Source organism: Rhodococcus sp. 06-418-5 (genome assembly GCF_002258285.1).
Taxonomy (GTDB): Bacteria; Actinomycetota; Actinomycetes; order Mycobacteriales; family Mycobacteriaceae; genus Rhodococcoides.
On record NZ_NOYE01000002.1, the window covers coordinates 1 to 21,231 of the forward strand.

Sequence of the window (21,231 nt, forward strand, 5' to 3'; positions counted from 1 at the left end):
GGAAAACCCCGTCAACGCCCACAAAGCAGGCACCATCACCGGCCTGACCGTCACCGCAGGCGACGCCATCACCCAAGGCACCGTCCTCGCAGAGATCAAGTAGGGGAGTGTCCGATGACTGCCATCGCTGAATCGTTCGACGGTGGTACCTCGCCGGTGCATTCCACCGAGCTCGAAATCGTGTCCACGGTGCTGCGCATGGCGTCGGCCGCGCGGGTCCGTCTGGCGGAGGCACTGGACGCGCAGGGGCTGAGCTGGGCGAGGTACGAGGTGCTGGAACTGGTGTCCAGGCGAGGGCCGATGTCCTACAGTGCGCTGTCGCGGGAGTTGGTGCGGCACCGGACGAGTATCACCGCCACGACGGCCAGTCTCGTCGAGTCGGGGCTGTTGGTGCGGAGCGCCAATCCGCGAAATCGGCAGCAGTACATGGTCGAGGCCACCGACTCGGGGCACCGTGCGGTCACTCGGGCCGAGCGTGCGCTCGAACGCGCTCGGTCGAGGATGGCAGTCGATGCCGATTCTGCTCGGACGCTCGAGGTGTTGCGCGGCATCGAGAAGCAGTGGAACGGTCGGCGCTGACCGGCAGGTGACAACACCGGGCCGTCGGCTCTGAATGCAAGTACCCCTGGGGTGATACCCCCAGGGGTACTTGCATACCCCCTTGGGTATGTGCGAAGGTGGGCATGTTCGATCGATCCGGGGTTTCGTCTGCCCCCTTCGATACCCCCACCCGTATAGGAGCACCATGTCGCTGCGTGATGCCGAAGTTCTTCGTCCACCGGATGATCGGCCGGTAGCCGCGCCGGGCCTACTCGGCCGTGCGGGCGGCGCGATGGTGACCCATCGACGATGGGTGTTCGGTGTGTGGCTCATCGCGCTCGTCGGCCTCGGTTCGTTCGCGCCCTCGGTGTTCTCGTCCCTCGCCGGAGCGGGATGGCAGGCGAACGGATCCGAATCCGTTCAAGTTCGAGAATTGGCCCAGCAGCACTTCGGCGGTAATTCCTCCGCCGCGGTGCAGGTGGTCGTCCACTCCGACGCGGAACCCATCACCGATCCCGCTGTTCGGAACGTGATTGCCGACGTGTCCGATGTGTTCGCCGGTGACACCAGATTCGGGGACGTCGTTGCGCCGCAACCGGGGATGACGATCAGCCCGGACGGCCGAACCGGCATCGTCATCGCCGGGGCGAACGGCACGACCGACGAGATGGTCGAAGCCGTCGACGATGTGAAGGAGCGGTTGACCGCGCTCTCGACCGACGGAATCGAGGTGTACCCCACCGGTTCGTCGGCCCTGTGGTCGGACTTCAACCAGGCGAACCACGACGCGATGATCCAAGCCGAATTGTTCTCGTGGCCGGTCACATTGGCGATCATGGTGCTTGCGTTCGGATCACTCGTCGCCGCCGGATTGCCGCTGCTGCTCACCGTTGCCGGTCTCGTCGCATCGGCTGGTGGTCTCGTTCTGCTCAACGGAGTCACGCCGATCTCGGTGTGGGCCATGAACTTCGCGATGATGTTCGCGCTCGCGCTGGGAATCGACTACGCGCTGTTCGTCGTCGCTCGATTCCGCGATGCGTTGCGTCACGCAGACCCTCGGGCGGCAGTGGCCGAAACCATGGACACCGCAGGCAAAGCCGTCGTGTTGTCCGGGCTGACGGTGCTGGTGAGTCTGTCCGCAGTGTTGCTGGTCCCCGCGCCTGCGGTGCGCACGATGGCTGTCGGAATCATGCTGGCCGTTGCCTTCGTGTTGCTGGCGACCATGACACTGCTCCCTGCGGCGTTGGGCGCGCTCGGACCCAGGGTCGACGCCGCCTCGTTGCCGTACGCCAAGCGGCAGGAACATCGATCCCCGAAGTTCGCGGCCTGGGGCGAGTTGTTGCACAAGCACCCGTGGCCGTTCGCCGTCGTCTCCGTGGGAATTCTGATCGCCCTCGCCCTACCTGTGCTGGGATTGAAGGTGGCGATGCCGTCGATCGCGGTGGTGCCCGAGAACGCACCGGTGCGCCAGGGCTACGAGCTCGTACAGGCCCAGTTCGGGCCGGGTGCACCGGGAGCGCTGCAGATCGTGGTGCCCGACGCCGATGCTCTCGGCACCGCGACCGCCGCTGCCGGGGTCGACGGGATCTCGATGGTGACTCCGCCACAGAGTGCGGCTGACGGTTCGGGATATGCTCTGCTGCAAGCAATTCCGTCGGTGGATCCGTCCGACGAATCGATGGGTACCATTCTCGCCGATCTGCGATCCACGCTGCCCGATTCGGCACTCGTCGGCGGAGCACCCGCGGAGAACCTGGACCTTCAGCAGGCTCTGAACGACTACCTGCCGATCGTCGTCGGGATCATCCTGGTCCTCGGGTTCGTGCTGCTTCTGGCCGCGCTGCAGGCTCCGCTGATCGCGCTGCTCGGCACTCTGGTGAGCCTGCTGTCCACGGCGGCGGCCTTCGGAGTTGCCAAGTTGATCTTCCAGGACGGCCACGGCGCGTCACTGCTCGGTTTCACCCCGCAGGGATTCCTGGACGGGTGGGGCCCGGTGTTCTTCTTCGCGATGATCTTCGCGATCGCCATGGACTACACGGTTTTTCTGCTGGCCACCGCGAAGGAACACTACGAACGCTCGGGCGATCCCAAGGCTGCTCAGGTCGACGGCTTGGCCCACTCGGGGCGAGTCATCTTTGCTGCCGCGGCGGTGATGGTGGCAGTGTTCTTCACGTTCGCACTGTCGGATCCGTTGCCCCCGAAAGAGATGGGCATCATCCTGGGTGTTGCGGTACTGCTCGACGCGTTCCTGGTTCGACTCGTCCTGCTTCCGGTCCTGCTACGGCTGACCGGACACGGCGCGTGGTGGTCGCCGGCGTGGCTGCGTGCGGTGCTGCCCTCCATTCGCTTTTCGCACTGACACAACAATTTTCGAGGAGTCATCATGAACATCGCATTGTCCACCACACTGACCGACACCGATTTCGCCGACGCGATCGAGAGCACGAGAAAGGCGTTGTCGGAGCAGGGATTCGGAGTTCTCACCGAAATCGACATGCAGGCCACGTTGAAGGCCAAGCTCGGCGAGGACATGGAGCGCTACGTGATCCTGGGCGCGTGTAACCCGGGACTGGCTCATCGCGCCGTCGGAGTGATGAAGCAGATCGGTCTGCTGTTGCCGTGCAACGTCGTGGTCCGCGAGAACACGTCGGTAGCGGGGTCTGTCGTCGTCGAGGCGATGAACCCGGCCATCATGGTCGAGGTCACCGGTGAGCCCGAGTTGGGTGCGGTCGCCTCCGAGGCCACCGTGAAATTGCAGGCGGCGATCGCGGCACTGGGCGGTACCGGATCCGATCTCGCTTGATGCCCCCGGGGGTACCATCGGGTTCACTACCGCAACCACCGAGGAGATCGACATGATCGGCGACGAAGACAGCATCGCACTGGTATTGAACCGGCTCAAGCGCGCGCACGGTCAGCTCGCCGGCGTCATCGGGATGATCGAGAACGGACGCGATTGCAAGGATGTGGTCACTCAGCTCGCTGCTGTTTCCAGAGCGCTGGACAAGGCCGGATTCAAGATCGTGGCAACGGGCCTGCGTGAATGCATGACGGGCGAGAGTGCGGGGCAGAAGGAGCCGATGACCGAGGCCGAACTGGAGAAGCTGTTCTTGGCACTGGCCTGATCCCGTCCCGAATCCAACCGAGGAGTGTAGGGAAAGCGAACAGTAGGAGTCGCGGTTGCTCGGTGACGGCGCTGTTGTTCGGCGTCCAGGTCGACATCCGGCGAATTCGTCTGCATACTTGACTTTGTCCAGAAAAGCGGAGGATAGTATTGCTGTGATGCCGATCTCACCGTACGCGGAGCTGTTACGCACCGCCGACATGCGCGTGACCCGTCCCAGGGTCGCGGTGCTCGAGGTCGTCGGATCCAATCCTCATGCAGACACCGACACGATCCTCGGACTCGTGCGATCGGTGCTGCCCGAGGTGTCGCGGCAAACCGTGTACGACGTGCTCAATGCGTTGACCGCGGCGCGCCTGGTGCGGCGAATCGAACCGGCAGGATCTCCCGCTCGGTACGAATCTCGCGTCGGCGACAACCACCACCACGCGGTGTGCCGCTCCTGTGGCGTCATCGCCGACGTGGACTGCGCGGTGGGCGAAACGCCATGTCTCACCGCATCGGACTCCGTCGGTTTCACGATCGACGAGGCGGAAGTCATCTACTGGGGCTTCTGCGCACAGTGTTCGACTGCTCGACGGCAGTCGACAGCTCCTGTTTCGTTCCCTCCCGGTTCTCGGACACAGCAGTGTTCGTGAACCGACCTCGATCACAGCCCGATCGTCACACCCTGGAAGGAAGCACGTGTCAGAAGATCACACAACACGCGAAAAAGAGATGAACGAGGATCAGCCACAGGAGTCGGGTGGCAAGTGTCCCGTCATGCACGACTCGATGCCGATGCCCGTCGAGGGCGGTAGCAACCGCGAGTGGTGGCCCAAGTCTCTGAACCTCAAGATTCTCAAGAAGAACCCGGCCGTCGGCGACCCGATGGGTGCCGACTACGACTATGCCGCCGAGTTCAACTCCCTCGACCTCGCCGAGGTCAAGCGCGACATCGAAGCGCTCATGACCAACTCGCAGCCCTGGTGGCCTGCCGACTTCGGTCACTACGGCCCCTTCTTCATCCGCATGGCGTGGCACGCCGCGGGCACCTACCGCAAGCAGGACGGACGCGGCGGTGCCGGAGCGGGCATGCAGCGCTTCGCACCCCTGAACAGCTGGCCGGACAACGCCAGCCTGGACAAGGCTCGCCGGCTGATCTGGCCGATCAAGCAGAAGTACGGCCGCAAGCTCTCCTGGGCCGACCTCATCGTGCTGACCGGCAACGTCGCGATCGAATCGATGGGTCTGCCCACCTACGGTTTCGCCGGCGGACGCGTCGACGCCTGGGAGCCGGACGAGGACGTCTACTGGGGCCCGGAGCAGACCTGGCTGGGCGACGAGCGCTACGACGGTGATCGCACGAGCCTCGAGAACCCGCTCGCCGCAGTGCAAATGGGTCTGATCTACGTCAACCCCGAAGGCCCCAACGGCAACCCGGACCCGGTGCAGTCCGCGCTGGACATCCGCGAGACCTTCGGCCGGATGGCCATGAACGACATCGAGACCGCGGCACTGGCCGTCGGTGGGCACACGTTCGGCAAGACGCACGGCGCAGCCGATCCCGACGAGCACATCGGTGCCGAGCCCGAGGGTGCACCCATCGAGCAGATGGGCCTCGGCTGGAAGAACAGCTACCAGAGCGGTGTCGGTGCGGACGCGATCACCAGTGGCCTCGAGGTCATCTGGACGCCCACGCCCACCCAGTGGGACAACAGCTTCCTCGAGACGCTGTACGGATTCGAGTGGGAGCTCTACAAGAGCCCCGCAGGCGCGCACCAGTGGCGTCCGAAGAACGGTGAGGGCGCAGATCTCGTTCCCGACCCCGCCGATCCCACCAAGCGTCGCCACCCGTCGATGCTGACCTCCGACATCGCGATGCGTGTCGACCCGATCTACGAGCAGATCACCCGTCGCTGGCTCGACCACCCCGAGGAGCTCGCAGAAGAGTTCCAGAAGGCTTGGTTCAAGCTCACCCACCGCGATATGGGACCGGTGTCGCGTTACCTCGGCCCCGAGGTTCCCTCGGAGACCCTGCTCTGGCAAGACCCGATCCCGGCCGTCGATCACGAGCTGATCGGTGAGGCGCAGATCGCCGAGCTCAAGCAGACGATCCTCGACTCCGAACTGACTCAGGACCAGCTGATTTCGGCTGCGTGGGCCGCGGCGTCGTCGTTCCGCGTCAGCGACAAGCGCGGCGGTGCCAACGGTGGCCGTCTGCGTCTGCAGCCGCAGGCAGGCTGGGAGGTCAACGAGCCCGACGAGATCGCACAGGTCATCCGCGTGCTCGAAGGCATCCAGCAGTCGTTCTCCGGGACGGTCTCGTTCGCCGACCTCGTCGTCCTCGGCGGCGTTGCCGCACTGGAGAAAGCGGCGGGAGTCAGCGTTCCGTTCACCCCGGGCCGCATGGATGCGACGCAGGAGCAGACGGACGTCGATTCGTTCTCCGACCTCGAGCCCAAGGCGGACGGTTTCCGTAACTTCCTCGGTAAGGGCCAGAAGCTTCCGGCGGAGTACTCCCTCGTCGATCGGGCAAACCTGTTGTCGCTCAGCGCACCCGAGATGACCGTGCTGGTCGGCGGACTGCGTGTGCTCGGAGTCAACTTCGGAAAGTCGTCGCACGGCGTCCTGACCGACAAGGTCGGAACGCTCACCAACGACTTCTTCGTCAACCTCCTCGACATGGGCACCGAATGGGTCCCCACCGCTGAGGACGGCATCTACGAGGCCAAGGATGCCGCGACCGGTGAGACGAAGTGGACCGGAACCCGTAACGACCTGGTGTTCGGATCGAACTCCGAATTGCGCGCTCTCGCCGAGGTTTACGCCTGCGACGACGCCAAGGACAAGTTCGTTCAGGACTTCGTGGCGGCGTGGGACAAGGTCATGATGCTCGATCGGTTCGAGCTGGCCTGACCTTCTCTACCGAACTCGAAGTTATGGATGGAAACCGTGCTCGATCCATCCATAGCTTCGAGTTCGTCGTTACCGGTCCGTGACCTTTCGTTGCCGATTCGTGTCCTCGGTCCCCGGCTCGCTGCAATTTGCGAGCGGCAAGCTACAAGACATGACACACGACGAGGGGGCGGCAGGAGCCGTCGACCACAACATGGACGAATCACGCAAGGGAGCATCCGGCTTCGGGTCGTTCCTGGAGATGTTCCAGGATGCCTCCACCGACAAATCCGACATCGAGCGCTGAATCCTCAGCGAGTACCGATCGTGTTGGTAACCGATCCGATTCGTTCGATGCTCAGTTCGACGCGATCGCCCGGGGCTATCCAGCGGTCGAGCTCCAGGCCGCATCCGCGGGGAAGCGTGCCGGAGGTCAACAACTCACCGGGGTAGACGTTCTCGCCGCGACTGGCGTACGCGAGTGATTCTCCGATCGAGTACCGCATGCCTGCGGTGCCCGTGGTCGACCACACTTCGTCGTCGACCGTCACGGTGGCCGTCAACGAGTCCAGATACGGTGACACCTCGTCAGCGGTGACGATGTCGGCTCCCATGGAGCTGGCGAAGGTCTTGGTCTTGACCACCGGGCCGAACGGGGTGCGGCGCTGCTCCTCCCACTGGGTGTCGCGAGCACTGATGTCGTCGAACACTACGTACCCACCGATCGCAGCGGTGGCTTCCCGCTCGGACACGTCGCGAACGGGCCTGGTCACCACGGCTCCGAACTCGAGCTCGAAATCCAGTGCCCGGCTGTAGGACGGCCACTCGACCGGAGCTTCGTCGGCGACGACGGTGAGGTGATTGCCCGTGTAGTAGACCGGATGGTCGTCGAACCCCGGTCCCGGACGGAGTGCAGGAAACGTCGACCGTGTGACGGCCTCGAACCCGCGGATGAAGGGGACAGCTCTCGGGAGGTTACGGCGAACCAGGTTGTGCGCAGCCAGATCCCAGTGCGCCTCCCAGCCGAGGAAGCACCGAAGCGACGCAGGAACCACCGGCAGTGTCGGTGCCGGTCGGTCGATCACCGCAACTCCCTCGGACACCGCACGCTGCACCACGGACCGAGCCGAGTCGCGCGCACGTTCGCCGGCGTCGAGAAATCCGAGCACCGTGCGGGTGAGTGGGCGCAGAGCCTCGTCGGCACCCAGCGTCGACACTGCGGCATCGAGATCGACCCAGGCACCGGACTCGGGTGCGTACACGGCCAGACGATCTGTCGAGTCGGCAGCGATCAGGCGTCGCAATCGCACGTCAGGAATCCGATCTTCGCGGGAGGGGCCCTACAACGGTTGAGGAACCAGGAGTGTAAGCGGCAGTACGGCCGCGATGTCAAGGCCTGTTCGTCGAGGACTAGCGTGGACACATGAGATCGCCTGTTCCCGAATACCTCGCATCCGTGTTGGAGGACTGTCGAGAGTTCGACGGCGGGACCGTGACCGAGGGCAACCCGGTAGTGGCCTCGGCGGATCCCGACACGTTCGCGGTCGCACTCGCCACCGTCGGGGGATCGCTGCACGGAGCGGGCGATACCGACACCGAATTCTCGATCCAATCGATAGCCAAAGCGGTCGCATATGCGCTCGCCATCGAGGACAACGGCATCGAGGCGGTGCTCGAGGCCGTCGACGTCGAACCGTCGGGCGACTCGTTCAACGAGATATCGCTGGAAGCAGAGACCGGAAGGCCGCGGAACCCGTTGATCAATGCCGGTGCGCTGGCAGTGCATTCGATGATTCGAGGCCACGGGAGCGAAGAGCGGGCGGGGCGAATGTCGGACCTTCTGAGCAGGATGGCAGGCCGCGAACTCTCCGTCGACCGTCAGGTGTACGAGGCCGAACTGGAATCCGACGACCGGAACACCGCGATCGCGCACCTGCTGAAGTCGGTCGGCCACCTCGGAGCCGAGCCCGCCGATGTCGTCGACGGCTATGCGCGTCAGTGTGCGGTGACCGTGACCTGTAACGACCTGGCCCGGATCGCCGCGGTGATGGCGAACGGCGGCAAAGATCCTCGGACGGGCGAGCAGACACTCGATTCGGCGATCGATCGTCACGTACTGGCGGTCATGGCGACCTGTGGAATGTACGACGGCAGTGGCAGCTGGCTCGCGACCGTGGGTATACCCGCCAAGAGCGGGGTGGCCGGGGCGATCATCGGTGTGTTGCCGGGTCAGGTGGGTATTGCCGTCGTCTCACCCAGACTGAACGAGCATGGCAACAGTGTGCGCGGGGTGGCGGTGTTCGAGAGACTCTCGCGCGATCTGGGCCTGCACATGATGAACGTCGCGCCCAGCGGTGAATCGGCCATCCGCAGCGTGACCGAGGCGGACGGCGTGACCACCGTGGAGCTGCAGGGCGATCTTCGGTTCGCGGGTGCAGAGGCGGTCACGTCCCGTTTGGTCGCCGATGTCGGCGAAAACACCTGTACTACGGTCGATTTCAGTGAGGTACGTGCCATGGACGGCGCGGCTCGACGGCTCCTGCGCGATGCGTTTCGCGCCCTGGACGACGACGGACATCGGGTCGTCGCTCACGACCCCGACGGGTTCATGGAGTCGCCCGACCGGTCAGAGTCGGCCGGCGAGAATCATGTTCCAGTAGGACAGCGGTAGGCCGTATCGGTCGAAGGCCCAGGCGGAGCGCCTCGGCTTCAGCGAATCGAGGAACGACGGCAGCGACGGTGTCAGGGTTCCGGTGCGGTCGAATTCGGCGGCGATCAAGCTGTGTGCGCCGACGGCGATGGGGGCAACGGTGTAGCCGTCGTACTCCGACAACGGTTTCCCGCTACGCGCTGCGATCAGATTGTCGACGAGAATCGAAATCTGTTTGCGCAGTGCGCCACCCGAGGAGTCGGTGTCGATTGCTGCTCCGTCACCCGCGGCCCAGACCTCCGGATACACCCGGTGGCGCAGAGTCCGACCGTCGATGTCGACGACACCGTGCGCCGCAGATCCGGTCAGGTTCGACTCCTCCAGCCACGTCGGACCGCGGAACGGCGGTACGAGGTGCAGCATGTCGTAGCGGATGCGATCGTCGACGCCGTCGTTGTCCGTGACGGTGATGTGTCCGGTCTCCGGATGCAGAGCCGTCACTGCGGTACGGGGGAGTATTCGCACGCCGAGCTCGCGTAGTCGCCCGACGACGATGGCGTCGAGCTCGGGATTGCCCAACATTCGATGTCGATCCACCACCAGTGTGATTTCGATTCCCGGCAGGCGCCCGCTGCGCATCCAGTGGTCCGCTGCGAGAAACAACGGCTTGAGCGTGGTGCCGGTACAGCCCACCGGTGGGCGGGGCACTGTGAACACAGCACTGCTGCCGACGGGGAGATCCCGTGTCAGGCGCCAGGTGGCTTCTGCTCGGTCGAGGTAATTGCTTGCAACACCGGGGAATTCGAGTGCCGCGTGTACTCCGGGCAGGGCGTCGGTGTCCACCACGAGACCCTGGCCGAGAACGAGGTCTCGATAGCCGTACGCCCTGCCGGACGTGCATCGCACCAGACGGTTCACCGGATCGATCGCTGTCACCGAGTCTTCCAGCCAGACGCATCCGGTCGGAATCACCGAACGCTGTGTGCGTTCCGCCTCGGTCAGCGCTGCCTGACCGGAGCCCACGTAGGACAGCAGTGGACGATACGTGTGCACCTGCTCGGGCTCGATGACAGCGACGTCGGAGATGCCCTTCTTCAGCAGCCGCGCAGCCGCGCTGATGCCTGCGTTGCCTCCGCCGACGACGAGCACGTCGTAGGTCTTGCTCGGGGTGGTCACTTACGACACCTCTCGCGAATCGGCAGGCCATACCGTCGCCGAACGGATCACCTGGTGTCTGCTGCCGGTACCGCCACGGACTCGGTCGTCGAGCGACGAACGTCGACTCGCTCCGGTACGAGACCGATGACGGACTGCTGCAGATCTGGTGAAAGCACCACTGCCAGTTTCTGATTCCATCGTCCGAGTCGGATGGAGGTGGCGTCGAGCACGGAGCGGACGCCTGTGGCGACGCCTGCCACCGAGGACAGATCGAGGATCAACGTGCGTCCGCGTTCGGCGGCCTCGCCGAGTGTTTCGGCGAGAACGGGGACGTCCGCGTCACCGATCGTTCCGATCACTCGCACGATGATGTCGGCACCCGCGCTCTCGTTCACCGACAGCGTCATCTCGGGTTCGAGACTCGACGACTCGGACAGCGACGGAACGACTTCCGTGAGGCGTGGCGTAATGGACGGTACGACGATCATGGACACTCCTGTGCAGCCGAACTCCCCACCGGGTGCACGTGAGAAATCGACAGTCGACATTCGGGGACGGCGGGCTACTCCTCAACCACGCTCGACAGGACTACCCCGGGAGGCCGGATCGTAAGCATCGAGACAGCAACGGGTTTGACTGCGAGTCTCACGGGAATACGACTTCGATCGCTACACCGTGGGAGGCACGCCGATGACGACAGCCGAAACCGAATCCGCCAGAACCCTGGCGGCCGTGCACGCCGATCCCGGAGTGTACGAACCGCAGGAGGATTCGCTACTGCTGTGCGATATCGCCGCCACGACGGGCATCGTTCCCGGTGCGCGAGTGCTCGACATGTGCACCGGCAGCGGTGCCGTGGCCATCACCGCCGCACTGTTGGGTGCGCGTGAGGTCGTCGCGTTCGACATTTCCGCACGGGCCGTCGACTGCGCGCAGCGCAACGCGCGCTCGGTGGGCGTCGAGGTGGACGTCAGGTTGGGTTCCCTTGCAGAGGCGGACGCACTCGAATCGTTCGACGTCGTGCTGTGCAATCCTCCGTACGTTCCGTCCGAGGCAGAGCCGACCGGAATGGGACTTCACCGGGCCTGGGACGCAGGTGAGGACGGCCGCATGGTGCTCGACCCGCTGTGCCTGGCAGCCGCCTCGCTGCTGGTTCCGGGTGGAACACTGCTGGTTGTACATTCCGAGTTCTCCGGGCCGCGACGCACCGTCGACATGCTCGCGGACAACGGATTCTCGGTCGTCGAAGAGATCAGGCAATCCATCGATTTCGGCCCGGTGATGCACCGCCGTGCCGGGTGGCTCGAAGCCCGCGGTCTGTTGGCTCCGGGGCGTCGAACGGAGGAGTTGGTGGTGATTCGTGGCGACAAGCGATGACTCGGCCGGCACACGGACGACGGTGAGAATCGTTCGTGGTGGCCCGATGCTGATCGACGGACCGGTGAACATCGAACTCGACGACGGCACGAAAGTGGAGTCGGACCGCTTCGTCGTCGCGGTGTGCACGTGCAAGCGGAGCAAGAGCTATCCGCTGTGCGACACGAGCCACCGCGCGAAGAGGCGACCCTCTCAGTCCAGCGAGGACTGACCGGCCGACCATCGCCGCATCACGTGGTCGGCGAGTTCGTTCTCGACGAAATCCAGTGCGCGCATTCCGAACACCACATCTGCTTCGAGTTCGGGCTCGTGGCGAAGAAGAGTGCCGACCACGTCGTGACGTAGCACCTGCTCGTGCACGGCGTCCGCCTCGACGTGCTCGGCGTAGAACGCGATGCATGCCGACGGTGCATCGAGCCTCCGCAGTCCCTGCACGTAGCGCTGCGAGCCGGGCGACGACGTGATCTCGGTTGCCGCCAAGTGGCCCACGGTGGCACCGCGCAGCCCTCGATGCAAACCGAACAACGACATGAGATTGACCCAGGCCAGTGTCTGTGCCGGGACGCGATCGACATAACCGAGATACGTCGGATCGAGATCGGCCGCCACCATCGATTCGGCCCACAGATGCTGGTGCAGGCGGTCGCCCTTGCCGCCGCCGTACTCGTCGAATTCGACCGCGACGTAGGAGGCCTTGGTCTGGCCCGTCAGACGGGGGATGGCCCACGCGTGCGGGTCGGCTTCCTTGAGGTGGTAGACGGACCGGTGCACGAAGTACTCGCGCATCTGCTCCCACGAACCTTCGTCGCGAAGGAACCACGAGGGGCCGCTCCCCGAGGTCGCTTCGATCGACAGCGCGTCCATCTCCGCCACTGCGTCGGTGCCGGGCTCCACGTTCTCTCGCACGTATCGCAGAAAAGCGGATTCCAGCCCTCCTCGCAGCCGGAGGAGCTCGGGGTCCCACTCCCAGGCGTCGTCCACGCCCTCGAATCCGCGGTAGTGCAGTTCGTAGCAGATCAGAAGCGCGAGTTGCGCGTCTCGGGACGTGGGATCGGCCTCGATCGGATCGGGCATCACCGGGGTTCCGGTCGGCACACCCGCGGCCAGCGATTGGGTGACGGCTTCCGAGATCGGCCCGCAGGGGGTGGGTAGGGCGGGAGATCGAGCGGTGGACGGATCGACTGAGAACAACGCGGTCATAGTGGTGGCTACCCGCTGCCGGGCGGTACCAACCACTGCAGGCGTATGTGTTTGTGACCTGTCACAACAGGCAATGCGCAGTGCAGCGAACATCGAACTTCGAAGTCGCTTCATGGAAGGACGTCATGCGCGCAGTGACCTGGCAGGGCAAGAGAAAAGTCAGCGTCGACACCGTTCCCGATCCGCGGATAGAACTTCCGACGGACGCGATCGTGAAGATCACGACCACCAACATTTGCGGCTCGGACCTGCATTTGTACGAAACGCTCGGAGCCTTCATGGACGAAGGTGACATTCTGGGGCACGAGCCGATGGGCATCGTCGAGGAAGTCGGCTCGCAGACAGGCGATCTGGCAGTCGGAGACCGAGTGGTCATTCCGTTCCAGATCTCGTGCGGACACTGCTACATGTGCAATTCGAGCCTGTACACCCAGTGCGAGACCACACAGGTTCGCGAACAGGGAATGGGCGCGGCACTGTTCGGCTTCTCCAAGCTCTACGGTCAGGTCCCCGGTGGGCAGGCCGAGTACCTCCGTGTGCCGCAGGCGCAGTTCACGCACATCAAGGTGCCGGAGGGACCGCCGGATTCGCGATTCGTATACCTCTCCGACGTACTGCCCACCGCTTGGCAGTCGGTCGAGTACGCGGCGATTCCCGACGGGGGATCGGTGACGGTTCTCGGTCTCGGGCCCATCGGCGACATGGCAGCACGCATCGCGCAGCACAAGGGCGCACGAGTGATCGCCGTCGACCTGGTCCCCGAGCGCCTCGCCCGCGCCGCGGCACGGGGTATCGAGACGGTGAACCTGGCCGAGCACAGCGGTGGCGTCGGCGACGTCATTCGTGAGATGACCGACGGCAGGGGTACCGATTCCGTCATCGATGCGGTGGGCATGGAGGCGCACGGATCTCCGGTCGGCAAACTCGCTCAGCAGATCGTCGGCATGCTCCCCGATGCCGTTGCTGCGCCGATGATGCAGAAGGCCGGTGTCGATCGACTGGGAGCGCTGTACTCTGCGATCGACATCGTTCGACGCGGCGGAACCATCTCGATCATCGGTGTGTACGGCGGTATGGCCGATCCACTGCCGCTGATGACCATGTTCGACAAGCAGATTCAGCTCCGCATGGGCCAGGCGAACGTCAAGAGGTGGGTGGACGACATCATGCCGCTGCTCGGCGACGACGACCCGCTCGGTGTCGATTCGTTTGCCACACACGAGCTTTCGCTCGAAGAAGCCCCGCACGCATACGAGATCTTCCAGAAGAAGCAGGACGGTGCCATCAAGGTGTTGCTCAAGCCCTAGCGGGTTGCTTCGAATACAGCGATGCGGCCCGGAAGTTCACGGGCCGCATCGGTATTCGCAGAAGGTCAGTCGATCGAGATGACGTCCTTGGCGATTGCTGCCACGCGCGTCTGTCCTGCGGACACGACTCCGTGGCGGTTCTTGTGTGCCTCTTCGTACGCCACGACGGTGCGAACGTCGGTCGGGTTCGTGAGGTCCTTGATGGCGGCAACGGCGTCCGAGACGTTCAGGTCGTCGTAGTCCGCGATCGGCAGCTCGTCGGCGTCCAGGGTTCCGCTGGCCGACCGTGCGGTGTGGATCGCGTCGGCGACGGTGTCGACTCCCTCGCTACGAGTGACGTCCTCGGCTGCTTCGAGTGCTGCATCGCGGCTCGCCGTCAGCGTCTTGACTGCCACGTCACCGGCGTGAGCTCCGCGGCCCAGCAGAGCGGCGAGGCGATCCGGGGTGGCTCGGGCTGCGTCCAGTGCGCGGTCGAGACCGCGGGCCGACCAGGTTGCCGGAGCGTTGACGATCTTGACTGCGGTGCCCGTGGCGGCCTGGAACGGAGTGCGGCGTAGCGCTGCGGGTCCGCCGAGTGCGTCTTCGGCGAGCACGGTTTCGAGCCACTCCACCGTTGCGCTGTGTGCTGTGGCCAGCCGGGTCGCCAACGCGACGACGGTGGGCTCGTTCGCTGCCGTGGCCAGTGCCTTGATGTACTTGGCGCGGCCCAGCAGCTGCTGCTCGAGTGCGAGATCGCCCAGCAGGGCCTCGTCGAACGGCTGCGCCTGCTCCGCGACCGTCTTGACGGCGGCGAGTGTGCGCCCCAGGAACGGTGCAACCAGTTCGGGTAGTCCGCCGAGTCCGCGGATTGCTTCTTCGATGGCTGCCGCGCGCTCACGGCCGTTCGCGGCGTTCTGAGTCAACTCCCTGCGTACCGCCTCGGTGCGCGCCTGAACGACGCGAGTTTCCGCGATCTGAATTTCGGTGTTCGTCAACTGCAGTGCGACACGCAACTGCGCGATCAACGTGGATGTGCTCATGGTGCTCCCCTTTCGGTTCGGTGGTCGTTTGCTCTGGCCGATGCCTGTGGGTCACAGCGTTATGCTCGGCCCTGACAGCAGCGTTACCCGTCGGTAGGTTCGGTCAAACTGATGTATCCGATGTGTGAACATCGACACGTACCCCTCGGTCTCGACCCGGGCGCGTGGACTCCGCCGGTTTCGATCGGCTGCCGAGTGGACATCCGACATCGATGAACACCGAGCTGTACACAGCAACTGTCTCAGCCACCGCGACGGGAGTCACCTCCGACGACGGGGTTCTGTCCCTCGGTGTGCGAGAACCGAAGCAACTCGGAGGGCCGGGGGAGCACACCAACCCCGAGCAACTGATGGCTGCCGCTCTGTCGAGCTGCCTGGTCGAGTCTCTGCGTATCGCGCTCGGAACCGTCGGCGGTAGCGTCGACGACCTCGCAGTGAAGGGCACCGTCGTACTCACCGACTCGGATGCATCCGGCTACGACGCCACGTTCGCCCTCGCAGTATCTCTTCCCGGCACCGACGATCCCGAAGCGGTACTGGCGCAGGCAACCTCGATCTGCCCGTTTCTGAAGGTCATCGATGGTGTGGACATCACCCTTGAATGACGCCGTCGCGGTCGGCGCGTTACTCGGTGCTCGCGCGAGATGACCTCGATACGCACGAGGGCCACGCGCGGAGTCGGCGCGATCAAAGCCGGGTTCGCCCGCGAGGACACCACCTTGATCGCGGGCGGCTTGACCTTCTACGCCGTCATCGCTGTGGTGCCGCTACTGCTGCTGACCATCCGCGCCTGCACCCTGTTGGTGTCGGCGGACTGGGTACGCGGCGGGTTCGACGCCATGTCGGCGTTGTTGCCCGACGCCCTGGGTGCTCGCGCGGCGGTGGATGGATTGGCCACGGCCGGAGTCGAACTCGGCCCGATCGGTGTCCTGATCGCCATCTTTCCCGCGACGTTCTACGGGGAGGGCCTGCGCCGGGCCATCGTGCGGTTCGCACCGACACGAGAGTCGTTCACCGGTTGGCGGGGTCGACTGGCGATGGTCCCGTTCTTCGCCGCCGCACCGGTCTTGCTGGCCGGGGTCCTCTGCGTCGCGCGGCTGCTCGACGCGTCGACCGGCGGTGGCGGAATCGGTGCCATGACGCTGCGCGTGTTCCTCGGCTTCAACTGCCTGTGGGTGATCCTGTCGGTCCCCCTGGCTTGGACCTATCGCGTGATCGCGCCACGCGCGGTGAACTGGCGGGCGTTGATCGTCGGATCACTCGTCACCTCGTCCATCGTCACCGGATTCGTACACGGATTCATCTTGTTCCTGGCGATACCGGTGGACCTGGGTGCGCCGTTCGGAGGCCTCACCGCGATCGGCGGCGGGGTCGCAATCATGTTGTGGATGTTCGTGTTCCATGTACTGGCACTCGCCGGCTGGCTGGTCACCGCCGAATTCGATCGGCTCGACGATGCAGCCCGAACATCAACTGGGTGAACCCGACGGCCGCGAGCGCGCACGTCACCGACATCCCGATGGTCGCCGACGTTCCCGCAGCAGCAGGCGCTGCCCCGGCGACCGTCGCCGTGACCGCAGCCGCGATCACCCGCGAGGGACGCTCCCATATCGTCAGGAAGCCGACGTCCTCGATGCCGGAACCCACCGCGCGGGCACGGGCCATCTCGTGCAGCAACGTCACCACGCCGACCGCGACGACGAGCGGCATCGGGGCACCCAGAGCGAGACCGCTCGCCAACAGCAGCAGGTCGCTGCAGCGATCGGCGACGGTGTCGAGCAGGTACCCCCACTGAGATTGGGAACGGCCGATCATCGCGACCCCGCCGTCGATGCCGTCCAGCAGGCCGGAGATCACGATGAGCAGCGCCGCGATCAACGGTGCGGAGGTACCGGGTCGCGACATCGCCACTGCAGCCCCTGCCACGACCACGGCGGTGAGGGTGACGGCGTGGGCGGAGACGGACGCGCGAACCAGCGGCGCGCTCAGCGAATAGACCACGCGAAGCCAACCCGAGACCAACGCGGACGAGGAAGGATCGATGCCGTTGTGCAGTGTCGACCACGTCGACAGATACTCGTCGCGAGTCGCCGGCCGTGCCGACGTTCCGTGCTGCTGCGACGTACTGCGCTGATTGACCATCGAGAACCCTTGCTCGCCACTGACTGAGAGGAACTCGACGAGCAGGTGACCGGCTGTTGCGCGTCGAGACTTCGAAGCGGAGTACCCGCCCACGGCGTTCTCAATCCGCACCTCGGCGGACTCGTCAGTCGTTCTCGGAATTGCTCGCTCTGCGGCGCGCTTTCAGTCGCGAGATCTTGATGCCCACGGCTGCGAGCACGATGAGCCATCCCGAGATCAGTACTCCGCCACCGACGAACGCCGCACGGCGCAGTGGGTGTTCATCGGCGTACACGTAACCGACTGTGCCCCAGATCAATGCAATGAGAGCGATGATCGCCATCATCCAGAGCATCGAATACAGCGTTCTGTTCATCGTCCACCCGACCTTGCTGTTCCGTCGTCCCCGACGACCGCCGATACATATTCTTCCATCAGTCGCCGCCGCGCCGTATTCGACGTCACCAGGACAGATCCGGTTGATGCTCACCGGTCGAGATCCCGAACTCGACGGCTGTGCGGTGCGTGTGCCCGAAGAGATCCTCGGCCACGTCGAGCGGATCACGACCGAGTGCATCGGCCCACCGCGCCGCACGCGCCCGCGAACGCGAACTGCGACACTCGACGACGCCGCTGCCGCCGACGTCCACGGTCATACGATCGGCACCGATTGCCAGCATGCGGCGCAGAGAGTGCTCACCGAACAGTACGAGTCCGCGCACGTGCACGACGATATGGCTGCGGCCGGTGTCGCCGGGCCGACCCGAACGAATGCGCGGGTCGACGTCACCCCACTGCTCTCGCAACGACGCTGCGTCGGGACCGTCGATCCACACCGCGCAGTCATGTTGGCGCAGAATCGATCCGACGGTGGACAGCAGTGACGCCGAGCTGTGTCCGGTTGCATCGACGATCACGATCGTCTCGGGCACGGCATAGACGAGACCGTGGGTGCGAGCGGCCGGGTCGGTGATGCGGGAAGACAGCATCAGCGCTTCGAGGTTCTTGCGTTCCCGATCCCCGCCCGTACGCTCGGCCCATTCGGGTCCGTCGTGCCAGGCGACGGCGGCAGGCAGGTGCGCCAGCACGGCACCGGCGTCGTACGCGCGATGCGCGAAGTCCCAGTCCTCTCCGCCGTATCCGACGAAGGTCTCGTCGAATCCACCGATGTCGGAGAACAATTCACGGCTGCACGACATCACGGCGCTGATGACGAATCGGTACGAACGTCGATCGGCATCGAGCAAGTCGCGTGAGCGCGAGTACCCGTCCCGAAGCCACCCCGGCTCCGACAGTTCCGGCGGTCCGTGCGAACCTCCGCCGAACCACCCGGCCACGTCCTCGGCGGTCCAGCCCGTCAGATCGGCGTGGCGTCGCCGACCCACGGTGAGCGCATCGGGAACTGCCCCGGTCAGCCGCACCGACTCCGCGATGTACTCGGGTTCGGGGACCGTATCCGCGTCCAGAAAACACAGAATCTCCCCGTCGGCGACCGATGCACCGAGATTGCGCGCCGCCGCCGCACGGAAGCCGCGATCCTCCTGTCGAACGACGGTGATGTCGAGAGCGGGCAGGAAGGTATCGACGTCCGGCGCGTCGGGCGACCCGTCGTCGGCGACGATCACCTGGAGCAGGGTGGCCGGATAGCTCTGCAACGTCAGCGCAGTGAGTACGAACTCCAGCTGACGCTGCTGACGAAAGTACGGAATCACCACGGACACTCGCGGGTTGCGATCGACAGACGGGGCGAGATCCCACCGATTGCCCGGTACCACCCACCGGCCGTCGGGCAGCTCCTTGGCCGCTTTCGCACGCTGTTCGTCGAACAATGCGCGGTACAGCACGGCCGCCTGCTCGAGCGTGGGGTAGGCGACCACGTCGTGCTGCTGCCATGTCATGTCGGGATGGCGTAGAGCCTCTGCCATCGCAGCGGCGAGGCCCTCGATCGAATTGTCGTGAATCCACAGGGCCCCGGGGGAGTTGGTCTCCATCTCCTCCACGTACCGACCCCGCGGGACGAGTGGTCGACGGCCTGCCGCGATCCAGGAATTGATCGAACCCGATGCCGACACATGTCGGTGGAACGCAACGGGAATGGCGACCGACTGCAGGATCTCGTCCAGCTCGGCGTCGGGAACGAAACCGGTCGAGGTGAACGATCGGCCGAGTTGCTCTGCAGCAGAACAGAGTTCGTCGATCATGGATTCGTGCCCCGGTGACGCGGAACCGATGGAGAGAACGTCGACGTCGGTGTCCAGCGACGTCATGGCACCGAGTACCTCCTCGTGCCCCTTACCCGGATAGACGAACCCGAGTACACCGACGACCTTTCGCGGGGCGACGCCGTCTGCTGTCCGCTCCGCCGCGCGTCCGATCGGGAGCGGGATGACCCGAACGTCGTGCCGGCGATCCAGGATGTCCTCGAGCAGTAGTCGCTCGTGCATGCTGGAGACCACCACGATTGCCGCGCAGTCGATCACCCGTCGGTAGCAGTCCTTCCGCGCCTCGAATGCGTGGCCGTCGGATGCCTGCGGCACATCGTGGACCGTGACGGTGATGGGCGCTAGATGGCGTTCGGCGAGCGCGGTGAATGCGTCTGCGGCCTCGGTTGCGTTACGTCCGAACAGCCGGTCGGTGAAGTGCACGTGGAGTGCCGTGTCGGAGGGAGGATGCTCGAGGTCGGAGATCACCGGACTGCCTGTTGCGGAGGCCAATTCGCGGGCGCAGCGGACGACACCGTGCTCGTCCGGTCCCACCAGATGATGTACCGGCCCGGTCACGGTGCCAGCTCCAGGGTTCGGATCAGCTCGGCGTGTCGTTCGAGGGCCGCGCCGACGAATTCGGGACGAGCTGCGTACCACTGCAGGTGAGCGCGGTGAACGGAATCCGGCGTCAGGTCGGAGCCGTCGACCGACCAGTTCGGCCGTGGATCGCCGTGCAGGCCGAGCGCATTCAGCACTCGACCCTCGACGGGCGCGCGAACACCTCCGAGCAGCTCCCGCCCTGGATCCCGCACCGTGCTACCGATGTTCAGGTGGTCGAGTACTCGCTGAGCCAGGCCGGTGAGCACCACGTTGGTCGCGTGGTTGATCGTGTGGGTGGCATGGCGGCCCGCGTCTCGAAACAGATCGGACGCAACGATATCGGTGTCTCGGTCCTCGCGTCGACGCAACTCGTCGAGACTCGCATCGGCTGCCCGACGTAGACCGTCGTCCGAGACCGGAACGTCCCAGTCCGCGTCGCTGCCGAGGCCGCGATGGACCGCGAGGATCGTGCGCAAGTCGTGATAGGGCACCATGTTCGGAACTGCAGCCGGGGCACTGGGGTGGCGAACGATGACCTGGAAGGGGTGCAACCCCGAATATCGGAGCACCGGCCAACGCACCACGGTGGCGTCGGGCGGTAGCGCGTCGACCAGATCGGGCACGCCCAGGGGCAGCGACCGATAGCCGGCTCGAACCGGTTGGGTGAGCAGCACCGACGCCTGCCGCACGAGTCGGTCGACGTGGGGCAGATCGGAGGATTCGAGTTCGTGCACCGGTGGAATGCGGACGGTCCGCATGGGCATGGCCGGATCGGAGGCAAGGAGGATGCGCAGCGCCTCGGCCTGGCAATTTCCCCAGACGAGGAGGAGCAGTCCGTCGTGCTCGGAGCGACTCGGCTCGTCCGATATGCCGTAGAAGTCGCCGTAGTGGCGGGTGCGCCCGTCCATGCTTGCCCCGACGTCGTGTGCTCGTTCGTGTTGGACCATTCTCTCGTCAACGTAGACCCGGGGGACGGGCTTCGCCAACCCCGATTGAACCTGGGTGCAACTGGGTACTGACTACGTATCGCGTGTCGGGAACAGGCACGATCCAC

General features: G+C 65.0%; 23 protein-coding genes. 14 read left to right on the forward strand and 9 right to left on the reverse strand.

What is annotated here, in order from left to right:
- The 8 genes from CH274_RS28795 to CH274_RS29550 form a co-directional block, all read left to right on the forward strand.
- Positions 1–103: biotin/lipoyl-containing protein (locus CH274_RS28795; protein ID WP_141215328.1), on the forward strand; the 103-nt coding region annotated here is incomplete at its 5' end.
- 11 nt (positions 104–114) lie between these two features.
- A complete protein-coding gene (locus CH274_RS00020; protein ID WP_052050232.1) occupies positions 115–579 on the forward strand; it encodes a MarR family transcriptional regulator in 465 nt (154 codons plus the stop codon).
- A gap of 166 nt (positions 580–745) precedes the next feature.
- The gene (locus CH274_RS00025) at positions 746–2,899 is read left to right on the forward strand and encodes an MMPL family transporter (RefSeq protein WP_373453895.1); all 2,154 of its coding nucleotides are present in this window, start codon (positions 746–748) and stop codon (positions 2,897–2,899) included.
- 24 nt (positions 2,900–2,923) lie between these two features.
- On the forward strand, positions 2,924–3,343 hold the full coding sequence (locus CH274_RS00030; protein ID WP_032397636.1) for a DUF302 domain-containing protein: 420 nt from the start codon (positions 2,924–2,926) through the stop codon (positions 3,341–3,343).
- A gap of 52 nt (positions 3,344–3,395) precedes the next feature.
- Positions 3,396–3,665: a metal-sensitive transcriptional regulator gene (locus CH274_RS00035; protein WP_094656466.1), complete on the forward strand. Its 270-nt coding sequence runs from the start codon at positions 3,396–3,398 to the stop codon at positions 3,663–3,665.
- A 157-nt stretch (positions 3,666–3,822) separates the two neighbouring features.
- Positions 3,823–4,302 (forward strand): Fur family transcriptional regulator, encoded by a 480-nt coding sequence (locus tag CH274_RS00040; protein ID WP_094656467.1) that lies wholly within the window; start codon positions 3,823–3,825, stop codon positions 4,300–4,302.
- Between the two features lie 79 nt (positions 4,303–4,381).
- The gene (katG, locus tag CH274_RS00045) at positions 4,382–6,562 is read left to right on the forward strand and encodes a catalase/peroxidase HPI (RefSeq protein WP_230597033.1); all 2,181 of its coding nucleotides are present in this window, start codon (positions 4,382–4,384) and stop codon (positions 6,560–6,562) included.
- Positions 6,563–6,713: 151 nt separating this feature from the next.
- Complete coding sequence (locus tag CH274_RS29550) at positions 6,714–6,848, forward strand: hypothetical protein (protein ID WP_254923937.1); 135 nt, start codon at positions 6,714–6,716, stop codon at positions 6,846–6,848.
- Between the two features lie 4 nt (positions 6,849–6,852).
- Here the strand turns inward: CH274_RS29550 and CH274_RS00055 are convergent, their stop codons facing one another.
- Entirely contained in the window at positions 6,853–7,851 is a 999-nt protein-coding gene (locus tag CH274_RS00055) for a fumarylacetoacetate hydrolase family protein (RefSeq protein ID WP_179272938.1), read from the reverse strand.
- Between the two features lie 113 nt (positions 7,852–7,964).
- Between CH274_RS00055 and glsA the strand changes: the two genes are divergently transcribed.
- A complete protein-coding gene (glsA, locus tag CH274_RS00060; RefSeq protein WP_094656468.1) occupies positions 7,965–9,212 on the forward strand; it encodes a glutaminase A in 1,248 nt (415 codons plus the stop codon).
- Here the strand turns inward: glsA and CH274_RS00065 are convergent.
- The gene (locus tag CH274_RS00065) at positions 9,168–10,367 is read right to left on the reverse strand and encodes an NAD(P)/FAD-dependent oxidoreductase (protein WP_094656469.1); all 1,200 of its coding nucleotides are present in this window, start codon (positions 10,365–10,367) and stop codon (positions 9,168–9,170) included. The genes glsA and CH274_RS00065 overlap by 45 nt on opposite strands.
- 47 nt (positions 10,368–10,414) lie before the next feature.
- A complete protein-coding gene (locus CH274_RS00070) occupies positions 10,415–10,837 on the reverse strand; it encodes a hypothetical protein (protein ID WP_143546506.1) in 423 nt (140 codons plus the stop codon).
- Between the two features lie 202 nt (positions 10,838–11,039).
- On the opposite strand from CH274_RS00070, the gene CH274_RS00075 reads away from it, so the two are divergent.
- Both CH274_RS00075 and CH274_RS00080 read left to right on the forward strand, forming a co-directional pair.
- Positions 11,040–11,726: a HemK2/MTQ2 family protein methyltransferase gene (locus CH274_RS00075; protein ID WP_094645445.1), complete on the forward strand. Its 687-nt coding sequence runs from the start codon at positions 11,040–11,042 to the stop codon at positions 11,724–11,726.
- Between the two features lie 46 nt (positions 11,727–11,772).
- Entirely contained in the window at positions 11,773–11,937 is a 165-nt protein-coding gene (locus CH274_RS00080; RefSeq protein WP_082074008.1) for a CDGSH iron-sulfur domain-containing protein, read from the forward strand.
- Here CH274_RS00080 and CH274_RS00085 read toward each other — a convergent pair.
- Positions 11,919–12,926: an iron-containing redox enzyme family protein gene (locus tag CH274_RS00085; RefSeq protein ID WP_094656471.1), complete on the reverse strand. Its 1,008-nt coding sequence runs from the start codon at positions 12,924–12,926 to the stop codon at positions 11,919–11,921. The genes CH274_RS00080 and CH274_RS00085 overlap by 19 nt on opposite strands.
- 125 nt (positions 12,927–13,051) lie before the next feature.
- On the opposite strand from CH274_RS00085, the gene CH274_RS00090 reads away from it, so the two are divergent.
- Entirely contained in the window at positions 13,052–14,233 is a 1,182-nt protein-coding gene (locus CH274_RS00090; RefSeq protein WP_094645444.1) for a zinc-dependent alcohol dehydrogenase, read from the forward strand.
- A 65-nt stretch (positions 14,234–14,298) separates the two neighbouring features.
- Here the strand turns inward: CH274_RS00090 and CH274_RS00095 are convergent, their stop codons facing one another.
- Entirely contained in the window at positions 14,299–15,252 is a 954-nt protein-coding gene (locus tag CH274_RS00095) for a hypothetical protein (RefSeq protein WP_094629387.1), read from the reverse strand.
- A 212-nt stretch (positions 15,253–15,464) separates the two neighbouring features.
- Between CH274_RS00095 and CH274_RS00100 the strand changes: the two genes are divergently transcribed.
- On the forward strand, positions 15,465–15,857 hold the full coding sequence (locus CH274_RS00100; protein WP_032398274.1) for an OsmC family protein: 393 nt from the start codon (positions 15,465–15,467) through the stop codon (positions 15,855–15,857).
- A 39-nt stretch (positions 15,858–15,896) separates the two neighbouring features.
- Positions 15,897–16,733: a YihY/virulence factor BrkB family protein gene (locus CH274_RS00105; RefSeq protein WP_094645443.1), complete on the forward strand. Its 837-nt coding sequence runs from the start codon at positions 15,897–15,899 to the stop codon at positions 16,731–16,733.
- Here the strand turns inward: CH274_RS00105 and CH274_RS00110 are convergent.
- From CH274_RS00110 to CH274_RS00125, 4 genes are all read right to left on the reverse strand, one after another.
- A complete protein-coding gene (locus CH274_RS00110; protein ID WP_094656472.1) occupies positions 16,681–17,505 on the reverse strand; it encodes a CDP-alcohol phosphatidyltransferase family protein in 825 nt (274 codons plus the stop codon). The two genes, CH274_RS00105 and CH274_RS00110, sit on opposite strands and share 53 nt — an antisense overlap.
- A 13-nt stretch (positions 17,506–17,518) precedes the next feature.
- The gene (locus tag CH274_RS00115; RefSeq protein ID WP_230596994.1) at positions 17,519–17,749 is read right to left on the reverse strand and encodes a hypothetical protein; all 231 of its coding nucleotides are present in this window, start codon (positions 17,747–17,749) and stop codon (positions 17,519–17,521) included.
- An 85-nt stretch (positions 17,750–17,834) separates the two neighbouring features.
- Entirely contained in the window at positions 17,835–20,153 is a 2,319-nt protein-coding gene (locus tag CH274_RS29555) for a glycosyltransferase (RefSeq protein ID WP_256993436.1), read from the reverse strand.
- The gene (locus CH274_RS00125; protein WP_256981000.1) at positions 20,150–21,085 is read right to left on the reverse strand and encodes a WcbI family polysaccharide biosynthesis putative acetyltransferase; all 936 of its coding nucleotides are present in this window, start codon (positions 21,083–21,085) and stop codon (positions 20,150–20,152) included. The genes CH274_RS29555 and CH274_RS00125 overlap by 4 nt, the downstream gene beginning before the upstream one ends.
- Positions 21,086–21,231: the final 146 nt, after the last annotated feature.